This is a genomic window from Bacillus sp. JJ1127, from assembly GCF_036965845.1.
GTDB lineage: Bacteria > Bacillota > Bacilli > Bacillales > Bacillaceae_G > Bacillus_A.
Genome location: NZ_JBALQK010000151.1, coordinates 1 through 8,897, shown reverse-complemented (window position 1 = coordinate 8,897; position 8,897 = coordinate 1). Strand labels below are relative to the sequence as shown.

The window sequence follows — 8,897 nt, the reverse complement described above, 5'->3', positions numbered from 1 at the left end:
AAAGAGGGGTTTTATGTCGTTTTTTTAATTGATGTATACATAGTAGAGTTTTCATTATAGTTGTCGAATTTCCAGGGAAATGATCAGAAAATGAGGGTGATACATATGAGAGACAAAATTCAAGTCGAATTAGAGAGAATTGAGAAAGAGAATGATGTGAAGATTTTATTTGCAGTAGAATCAGGAAGTCGTGCATGGGGGTTTCCATCGAAAGATAGCGATTATGATGTTAGGTTTGTCTATATCCATCAGGTAGAGTGGTATTTATCCATCGATGAGAAGCGGGATGTTATTGAATATCCAATTAGTGATGTGTTAGATATAAGTGGCTGGGATATTAGAAAAGCACTGCAGCTATTTGCAAAGTCGAATCCAGCGTTATTAGAATGGATTCGCTCTCCAATCTTTTATTCTAAAAGCTCAGATTTACCCGAACGTTTACAGAAAATGAGCGAAAATCATTTTAATCCAAAATCTACAATTTACCACTACTTACATATGGCCTCAAAGAACTATCGTGAATTTCTACAAGACGAGAATGTGAAGCTGAAAAAGTATTTCTATGTGTTGCGCCCTATTTTAGCATGCAAATGGTTAGAAGAGAGGGGAACACTGCCACCTATAGAGTTTGAAAGTTTAATCACGGAGTTACCCTTAGAACATAGAATTTTAGATGAAATTAAACATTTACTCAGAAAGAAAAAGGCGGGTGTTGAACTGGATGCTAGTCCGAAAATCGCGGGATTAAATCAATTTTTAGAGGAGCAGATAGCGTACTATCAAGAATACGCGAAGGGAATGGAAAAAGGAATAGGGATAGATGTTGAGAAGCTGAATGTTTTGTTTCGGGACCTGTTATTTGAAATAAGTAGAAAAGAGCACAGATAGATCGGTGCTCTTTTTGTTTAAATTAATTTGTATTCGTCAATTGCAAATTATAGGATACTATTCTCCGTCAACCCGCTTTAACGGCTCATCGGCAGGTCCTTCAATTACATCTCCATCAATTGAAAATCGTGATCCATGACAAGGGCAATCCCATGTACAATCACCGTTATTCCATTCCACTTCACAGCCAAGGTGTGTACAGGTTGTATCGACAATATGTAGTTTACCTTCATCATCTTTATACGCGCCTGCACGTTTACCATGAACGCTTACAACAGCACCTTCACCATTTTCAAGTTCTTCCGGTGTACGAAGAGCAAATTCTAGTTTTCCTTCAATTAAATGCTTCGCTACATCAAGGTTTTGAGAAACAAATGTTTTCACGTCTGGTTCAGCATGGAATCGTGATGGAGCAAATAACTCTTTATAAGGACTATTTATTTTTGTGATAGAAGCAGTTAAGAGCTGTGCTGCAGCGGTTCCGGTTGTCATTCCCCATTTACGATATCCAGTTGCAACGAATATGTTTGGATTGCTTTCATTGATGTGTCCGATGTAAGGAAGTTTGTCTAAAGTGATTAAATCCTGTGCTGACCATCTATAAGGAATTTCATCTATTCCAAATGTTTCTTCGGCAAAGGAATGTAGCGCCTCATAATGAAGCATCGTGTTGATTCCTTGTCCCGTTTTATGACTTTCTCCACCAACAAGAATGAGTTTTTCTCCATTTACTGTTGTATATCGTAAGGAACGTTTAGGATCATCGATACTTATATACATGCCTCCGGGATAATCTTTTTTTGCTTTTATTGCAAGTACGTAAGAGCGATCTGCATACATTCTTGCAAAGAAAAAGCTATTTGCATCATAGAACGGGAAATGAGAACAAGAGACAATATACTCACATGTGATGCGGTGGCCGTCTTTTGTAATCACTTGTGGATAGGTTCCTTTTTCAACATTGATTGCAGTTGTATGCTCATAAATTGTGCCGCCCATTTCAATAAATTGCTCAACAAGCTTTTGTAAATAACGAAGAGGATGGAACTGAGCTTGTTTTTTCATAACGAGTGCAGCTTGGACTGGAATAGGAAGCGGGATGGATTCGACGTAGTCACAAGGAATATTTAGTTTTTTATAGGCTTCGTATTCGTTTGTTAACTTCTGCAATCCCTCGGTACGCGTTGTATACAAATAGGCATCTTCTTCCGTAAAGTCACATTCAATATTATGTGTTTGCACTGTTTCTTTTATAAATTGTAGGGCCTTGTCGTTTGCTTCATAATATAGACGGGCATTTTCTGTTCCGAAATGATTCATTAATTCATCGTAGATGAGGTCGTGTTGTGCAGTGATTTTTGCAGTCGTATGTCCAGTTGTTCCATTTAAAATATTTCCAGAATCGATTAAAACAACTTTCTTTCCCTCTTTAGCAAGTAAATAAGCGGTTGTAATACCTGTAATGCCAGCGCCAATAATGACGACTTCTGTTTTTATATTTTCAGATAGATTGGGAAAAGTAGGTAATGAAGTAGATTCGATCCAGTAGGGATTTGGGAGTTTAGGAAACGAATTATTTGTCATCATGTAGCCCTCCTAATTTAGAACACTTTTCCTCTTAACTTTCCCTATTTATGTAAAATTTATGTAGATTATTTTTAATGCAAGAGAGTGGAACGATATAAAATAAAATATTATTTTAATATAATTTTATCCCCTGTTTTATTAAGAAGGGATTTTTGTGTGAAGGAATATTAAGAAGAATTAATTTGCTTCATATAGACGCTATCTCTTAATAAAAGAAGGGCTTGAGTTATGTGAAAGTATTTATATATATAATGGATAAAACCTTATAAAATCTATGTTTTTTCTTTAGTGAAATAAGATATCATTATGAAAATACAACCACATTTTATTACTAGGTCATAAAAGTTATTGACAATGTGGAAAGTCTATTGATATGATTCAACATGTGGAAAGGTTGATAAAGAGTAAAAAGAGAAATGTTTTTCATTGATAATAAAAGCGGAAATAAGTGACGATAGAGTGAGTATGTTTTACTTATGATAAATGCTTTTTTGGGATTACCTAGTAGTATCAATCTGGAAACAAGAATTGATGTATGCAATTTGCGTAAACGCGGCATAAGAAGGGGGCAAAAAGATGAAGGAGCTTCATACGTTTGGGTGGTATGCAGCACGTGTATCACCGCACTTGCCAAAAAAAGCACTTAAACCAGTTCCAACTCGTTTATTTGGTGGACTGGCTTATTTACTTGTGGCAGTAGCTGGATTAGTAACGATCGGTGTATTCGAATTAAATGTGTGGGCAAATCTAGGGATTGCGATTGTTCTCGGTTTATGTTTTGCCTCACTTGGATTTTTAGGGCATGAAATTTTACATGGAACGGTTGTAAGAAAAGCTTGGCTTCGTGATGTGTTAGGGGCGATTGCATTTCTGCCATTGTCTACAGGACCGAAGCTTTGGAGAAAGTGGCATAATGCGACGCACCATGTTCATACGCAACATGAAGAACACGATCCAGATGCATGGCCAACTTTTGAAAAACTCAAAAAGAGTAAATTTTTAAGATGGGTGTATCGTCTGCCGCTTCATGTACGTTCTTTCTTTAGTTTTCTGTCACTAACAATTCAATTTACATTACATTCAACTCGAATGTTCTTTCATTTTATAAAAGAATTTAAGTCATCGAATCAAAAATCTGTATGGCTTCAGCTTCTTTTGCCATGGACAGTGTGGATTAGTCTATTGTTTATTATGGGACCTGCAAAGTGGTTGTTTGCGTATGTGATTCCATTATTAATTGCTAACTTTATTGTAATGGCATATATTGCAACGAACCATCGTTTAAATCCAATTGTTCCTGTGAATGATCCGTTAGCAAACTGTTTATCTGTAACAGTGCCGCGCTGGGTAGATGTGTTGCATTTCAATTTCTCATATCATACAGAACATCATTTGTTCCCTGCTATGAGTTCGAAGTACTATCCATTAGTAAAAGAAAAGATTAAAGAAATGTGGCCGGAACGTTATCATGAGATGCCGATGACGAAAGCATTGGCAACGCTTTGGAAAACACCTCGTGTGTACTATCAAGGTAGTGAATTAATTGATCCGCATAAAGAGCATTTCTACGGTTCTTTAGGAAATGGATTAGACCCTGAGAATATTTCATATCGTGAGGAACATATAGAAGAAGAGCCTATTAAAAAAGTAAATCCATGATTGTGGATAGATTAATTAGAAACATTCAAAAAAGCAAGCTACTTTGATGGTAGCTTGCTTTTTTTTATCCCGCTATTTATGGGGAGTAATCAGTGGGGATGAAGAAAACCCCGCTGATTATAGCTTCACTTTATAATGAGACTGCCTTTTCTTTCTTGTTATGAACTTGCACAGAGTTACTTTGTTTACGTCCAAGTCTTTTTTCTAAGAGATTAACAAAATAAGTAAATAATAGAACAAGCGCAAGATAGTAAATACCTACGACAATGTATGTCTCTAATTGCTGGAAATTACCCGCAGCTATTGATAAACCTGATCCCCACAATTCTGACATACCGACATAGGCAACAAGTGAAGAATCTTTCAATCCAATAATAAATTGATTTCCTAGGGGAGGTATAGAAAGACGGAATGCTTGTGGTAAAATAATACGACGCATAGCTAGTGGATACGACATTCCTAAGGAACGAGCAGCCTCTAATTGTCCGCGATCGACGGACTGAATAGAACCGCGGAAAATTTCTGTAATATATGCACCGTTATGAATAGCTAAAGCAATTGCTCCCGCCCAAAAAGGTGTAAAGACAACGACCGAAGTAATGCCAAAGTAGAGAATGGCGATTTGTACGATTAAAGGTGTGCCGCGGATCACAGCAATATAAACGTTGGCAATGCTATTTAAGACTTTATTGTTCGAAATACGAAAAAAAGCAAATAATAGACCAATTAATGAACCGAGTAGCAAAGAAGTTAGGGTTAATTGTAATGTTATGACAACAGCTTTTAGAAGTGTAGGATAGGTAGAGATAAAAATTTCAATCATTCGTTTCACCTCATATTAGTTGAGTTTTAGGATGGATGCAAATGCCTCACAGCTTATGTGGGGCATCGATTACTTATTAAACATGTTTTTGACTGCCTTAGGAGAGAATATTTTATTTTGTTTTCACTTCTTCCCCAAGAATATTACGACCAAACCATTTCTTACTAATCTTTTCATAAGTACCATCTTTAATAATTTCATCTAATGCTTTATTAACCTTTTTCACCATGTCTTTATCATCTTTACGAATAGCGATTCCCATCTCATCAAGATTTAACGGCTTTCCAGCTTCTTTTATATTTGATTTTCCTTCTTTTATCATACGAAGACCAACCATTTGATCAGTAATTACTGCATCTACCCGGCCAGGCTCTAAATCCATAAGTGCAGTAATATCACTATCATATTCTGTAATCTGATCCGTATATTTTGTAACAAGTTCCTTAAATGTACTTGCTTTTACAACACCTATTTTTTTCCCTTTTAAGTCTTCTGGTGAAGAGATAGAATTGTTCTTTTTCGAAACAAAGATTTGTGCGCCAGAGCGATAGTATGGATTTGTAAAGTTAACAGCTTTTAATCGTTCTTCTGTAATCGCCATACTTCCTAATATCACATCATACTTTTTTGCTTTAAGACCTTGAATTAATGTTTCCCAAGGATTTGTAACTGGGACGGGTTTCATCCCCATTTTTTTTGCAAGAGCCTCGCCAATCTCAACATCAAAACCTACAAGTTTTCCATCATTTTCTTTATAGTTAAATGGTTTATATAATCCACTCATTGCATAGCGGAATTCTTTCTCACCATTTGTCGAAGTTGTACTACTTTCTTTACTACAGGCTCCAAGTATGAAAGACATGCATAGTGTAATTGCTGCAACAACAGTTAATAATTTCTTTCTCATAAAACCCCTCCTATATATTTATCCTGTACATACGGGCAGCTTCAAATATGATATGGGAATTTTCTATAGATAGGGTGCTTAACTGACCCGCATGAGTTGACATAAGGTCGTATTATAAAACGTTTCGTAAAAATTGTTTTGCTCTTTCGTTTGATGGGGCAGAAAAAAATTGTTCTGGTGGAGCATCTTCTACAATCTGCCCATCGTCCATAAAGATGACTCGGTCTGCTACATCTCGTGCAAAGCTCATTTCATGGGTGACGATTACCATTGTCATGCCTTCACCAGCGAGTTCTTTCATAACTTGTAATACTTCCCCAACAAGTTCAGGATCAAGCGCTGAAGTAGGCTCGTCAAATAGCATAATCTTCGGATTCATTGCAAGCGCACGTGCAATTGCAACGCGTTGCTTTTGGCCACCAGATAAGAGGTGTGGCGTGACGTTTGCTTTGTCTTGTAATCCAACTTTTTGTAGTAGGTTGTTTCCAGTTTCTTTGGCTTTTGCTTTGTCCATTTTTTTTACATGAATAGGTGCTTCTATGATGTTTTCTAATGAGGTCATATGAGGAAAGAGGTTGAAATGTTGAAATACCATTCCAACGTTTTCGCGGACTTTGTTTAAATCTGTACTTTTTGGATTAATCCGTTCCCCTTGTAAGCGAATTTCACCTTCATCGTACATTTCTAAAAAGTTAAGACAGCGGAGTAAAGTGCTTTTACCAGAACCGCTGGCACCAATTAAAACAACAACTTCTTTTTCTTTTACTTCTAAATTAATACCTTTTAAAACGTCTAATGAACCAAATGATTTTACTAGATTTTGGACTTGAATCATACAAAACCCCCAGTCGAAAATAGATTTTACAAATGTTGCCCCTTATTTCTGTTATTAGTCATAAATTGTCAGAATCCTCTATTTTTTTATGAGTTTAGATATTGTGTAGTGAATTTTGTCTTGTAAGTTCGTTATATTTCTTTTGTTTTTAATTGTGAGGATACTGATTTGTAAAATATTTTAGAAATCTTTATATCTTTCTATAGTGAAAATATGGATAATAATATATAGGTAGTATTTATAGGGTTTAAAGGGGGAGGAATGAGAACATGGAAAAAGAAAAGAAAACATTTTCCTTTGGTTTACGTATGCAGCTTATGCTATTTACGACAATCTTAGCTTTAATTACTTATTCGACAAGTTTATTTTTTATTTATGTGATGTATGATTATTTTCAAGGTTATGTAAGCCAAACCGTTTATAATATTGTTGTTATGCTGTTAGGAGTAATATGGTCAGGAATCTTAGCGTATTTTGCAGCAATTTTTTTAATCAAGCCTCTTCATAGACTTGAGGAAGCGGCACATAAGGCTGCTGAGGGTGACATTCGTGAAAATGTGCCATTACGGAAAACAGACGATGAAATCAGGTCGTTGAGTGTTGCATTTAATATGATGTTAGGAAATTTACGAGCAATGGTAAAAAATATCGATACCACGTTCTCACATACAAATATGCAAGTGCAACAAATTAGAAAACAAACAAGTGAAGCAACGAAGCAGGCACAAGTTGTATCTGAGACACTAACTGAAATTTCTTCAGGTGCAGAGCAATCAGCAGCATCCATTCAAACGATTGTTGCTACTGTTGATACAACAACTTCTATTGCTAGTGAAGTGGAAGAAAAAGCGAAACAATCTGATCAATTGTCTTCAGAAATGGTACAAGCGTTGGGGGAGAGTACTCGTGTATTTGTTTCGCTTATTCAAGGTATCCAAACGTTAGCAAAAGAAAATGAGCAATCTATGCAAAATGTACAGAAATTAGAAGAGCGGATGAAACAAGTAGAACATATTGTTTCTGTAGTAAGTGAAATTGCAAGCCAAACCAATTTACTAGCACTGAATGCATCAATTGAAGCAGCTCGTGCTGGAGAACATGGCAGAGGCTTTGCAGTTGTGGCAGAAGAGGTTCGAAAACTTGCTGATGAGAGTGATAGCTCAGCACGAAATATATCACAATTACTTTGTGATATGCAAAATGAAGTACAACAAGTGGCGTTGCAAATGACAGAACAAGTGAACACTGCAAAAGAGGAAGCCAAGCGTGGTGAGGCAACGGAGTTAATTTTAAAAGAAATGTCATCAAGCATTATGGAAGTAGCAGATGCGACTCAAAAGATTAGTAGTTATATGAACGAACAAGTGAATCATATTCATCAGACTGGTGCACAAACAAAAGAAGTGGCAGCAATTGCTGAGGAGACATCAGCGGGTTCGCAGGAAGTGGCTCGTGTAACGATGCAGCAATCTGAGAATATGGTAGCAATTGATCAACTATTAAAAGAATTAGAGAATCAAGCAACAGAGTTAAAACAAACAATTGAACGGTTTATGGTATAAAGAGAAGGAAGAACAGTTTGAAATGTACCCTTTGTAAAGGACATTAGAAAAAGACTATGCTACATCAAGAAGATGATTTCTGTATTGTGGTATTAGCCCCTCATAGTAGACAGTTGAAAGAAAGTTACTGTTTATCTATAGAGGGAATTTTTTTGTGGAGAAAAATGGTAGTTTTAGTTATCCAAGAGTGTGTACATGGCTCAAAAAGTATTGCGGTTTACAGATAAATCATAAAAGAGTGTACCGATTAATGAAGAAGATGGGGATACAAGCTAAGATTCGAAAGAAAAAGTGGAGACATTTTGGCTTAAAAGAACAATGCGTCGTATCGGAAAATCTTTTAAACAGAGAGTTTTCAGCCACCAAACCAAATGAAAAATGGGTTACAGATATAACCTACCTTACTTTTAACAATACATGTATGTATCTTGTCATTAATTTAAAAAATAGTTATTGCTTTTGGGAATCAATTTCGATTAAGCTAAGTGTATAAGGGAAATGTTAGATAAATCCATTTTATCTTTTCTACATATTAGTCGCTGCTATGTGGCATACAACATGATCTGCACTTACTTGCTCCTTTTGTTTAAAACTCGACATGTGGCAGGAAAAGGTCTTGACTGCTTCTATGCATGG

At 36.1% G+C, this 8,897-nt stretch carries 8 protein-coding genes; 4 read left to right on the top strand and 4 right to left on the bottom strand.

What is annotated here, in order from left to right; translation table 11 throughout:
- The first annotated feature begins 105 nt into the window (after positions 1–105).
- On the top strand, positions 106–888 hold the full coding sequence (locus V7183_RS15665; protein WP_335360117.1) for a nucleotidyltransferase domain-containing protein: 783 nt from the start codon (positions 106–108) through the stop codon (positions 886–888).
- Between the two features lie 57 nt (positions 889–945).
- On the opposite strand, the gene V7183_RS15660 is transcribed toward V7183_RS15665, so the two are convergent.
- Positions 946–2,472 (bottom strand): FAD-dependent oxidoreductase, encoded by a 1,527-nt coding sequence (locus tag V7183_RS15660; RefSeq protein ID WP_335360116.1) that lies wholly within the window; start codon positions 2,470–2,472, stop codon positions 946–948.
- A 579-nt stretch (positions 2,473–3,051) separates the two neighbouring features.
- Here V7183_RS15660 and V7183_RS15655 point away from each other — a divergent pair.
- A complete protein-coding gene (locus V7183_RS15655) occupies positions 3,052–4,134 on the top strand; it encodes a fatty acid desaturase family protein (protein ID WP_097894951.1) in 1,083 nt (360 codons plus the stop codon).
- A 130-nt stretch (positions 4,135–4,264) separates the two neighbouring features.
- Here the strand turns inward: V7183_RS15655 and V7183_RS15650 are convergent, their stop codons facing one another.
- The 3 genes from V7183_RS15650 to V7183_RS15640 form a co-directional block, all read right to left on the bottom strand.
- The gene (locus tag V7183_RS15650; protein ID WP_335360115.1) at positions 4,265–4,957 is read right to left on the bottom strand and encodes an amino acid ABC transporter permease; all 693 of its coding nucleotides are present in this window, start codon (positions 4,955–4,957) and stop codon (positions 4,265–4,267) included.
- A 112-nt stretch (positions 4,958–5,069) separates the two neighbouring features.
- Complete coding sequence (locus V7183_RS15645) at positions 5,070–5,864, bottom strand: ABC transporter substrate-binding protein (RefSeq protein ID WP_097894953.1); 795 nt, start codon at positions 5,862–5,864, stop codon at positions 5,070–5,072.
- A gap of 112 nt (positions 5,865–5,976) precedes the next feature.
- Complete coding sequence (locus V7183_RS15640; protein ID WP_335360114.1) at positions 5,977–6,699, bottom strand: amino acid ABC transporter ATP-binding protein; 723 nt, start codon at positions 6,697–6,699, stop codon at positions 5,977–5,979.
- Positions 6,700–6,968: 269 nt separating this feature from the next.
- Here V7183_RS15640 and V7183_RS15635 point away from each other — a divergent pair, with 269 nt between their 5' ends.
- Positions 6,969–8,261, top strand: a complete 1,293-nt coding sequence (locus V7183_RS15635; protein WP_335360113.1) for a methyl-accepting chemotaxis protein — start codon at positions 6,969–6,971, stop codon at positions 8,259–8,261.
- 154 nt (positions 8,262–8,415) lie between these two features.
- A complete protein-coding gene (locus tag V7183_RS25990; protein WP_438825176.1) occupies positions 8,416–8,754 on the top strand; it encodes an IS3 family transposase in 339 nt (112 codons plus the stop codon).
- Positions 8,755–8,897: the final 143 nt, after the last annotated feature.